Genomic DNA, 997 nt, shown 5'->3' with positions numbered 1-997 from the left:
ATGCTGATGGGAGGAATGTGAAATGGCGGTTTTGTTTTCAAAGGTAACGGTATCGGCAGACAACGGAGCAAAAGAATCATTTTTGTGCGGCGGAATTCCGGAAAGAGAAGACAACCTTAAAAATTGGATAAAATATCAGAATTTTGTGAAAGACAACCCGGACACCGAGAAGGTAGAGGTAAATGTTAAAAGCTTTGTTTACGGAGATGGCGAGATATTAGACGCCAACGAATATGAAGTAGCATATTTTACAAAAAGAGGCGAAGACTTTTTGGAAAGGTCAACAGTTAAGCCATACGGTGAGTCAAAGTTTGAAATTACGGCAGATAACGAGGATATGGAAGAGGCAGAAGAACCAATAATAGAAATGCAGGGGTGAATCAAAGTGAGTTATGTGTTAACATTTATATGTGGAGTAACAATCGGAGCAGTTTTCGGGGTTGCTACATTGTGCTGCTTTATAGTAAGCGGCAAAGAATCTAAAAGAGAGGAAAAATACTTAAATGGAGAGCAGAATTAAAATTATGGTTTTTGAACCGGGAAAGAAACCGCATATCGAGTGGTTAAAAAATGTTACGGAGGCATATAAAAGCGTTGTCGAAGGCAATGTGAGGACACAGCAGCTTGACAGTAAATCTGTTTTGGTTTCCAACGCTGATAATACATTGCCTTTTCTTAAACCAAACAGGCACTTTGGCGGAGAGATAATATGCGGAACTTTTTTTATTGCGTCGGCAGGCGAAAACGGTCATTACGGTTCAATATCCGATGAATGTATGCGGTATTATTACGATATGCACAATAAGCCGGAAACCTTTTCGGAAAAAGAATTAAGGGAAGACCGTATATACGGATTACATTTTTAAACTGTGTTTTGTTTTCATTATTTCTGATACCTCCATTTTAGTTTAAGTTTATACCACCGGTCTGTTCTTCCTCCGGTCCGGTATTTTGTAATTTTTCAAGTTTTTCTCTTGCCCAATCCGGCAAATTAAGA

2 protein-coding genes are annotated in these 997 nt (G+C 38.7%); both read left to right on the top strand.

Features of this window, described 5'->3' with window-relative positions:
• The first annotated feature begins 22 nt into the window (after positions 1-22).
• Positions 23-379 carry a hypothetical protein gene (locus H8706_RS12080; RefSeq protein WP_262432839.1) on the top strand — a complete coding sequence of 119 codons (357 nt, stop codon included), beginning with the start codon at positions 23-25 and terminating at the stop codon, positions 377-379.
• A gap of 124 nt (positions 380-503) precedes the next feature.
• A complete protein-coding gene (locus H8706_RS12075) occupies positions 504-866 on the top strand; it encodes a DUF3846 domain-containing protein (protein ID WP_262432838.1) in 363 nt (120 codons plus the stop codon).
• The last annotated feature ends 131 nt before the right edge of the window (positions 867-997 follow it).

The organism is Qingrenia yutianensis, assembly GCF_014385105.1.
GTDB classification, from domain to species: Bacteria; Bacillota; Clostridia; order UMGS1810; family UMGS1810; genus Qingrenia; species Qingrenia yutianensis.
The sequence above is the reverse complement of the archived record's forward strand: the minus strand, read 5'-3'. Positions and strand labels throughout refer to the sequence as shown.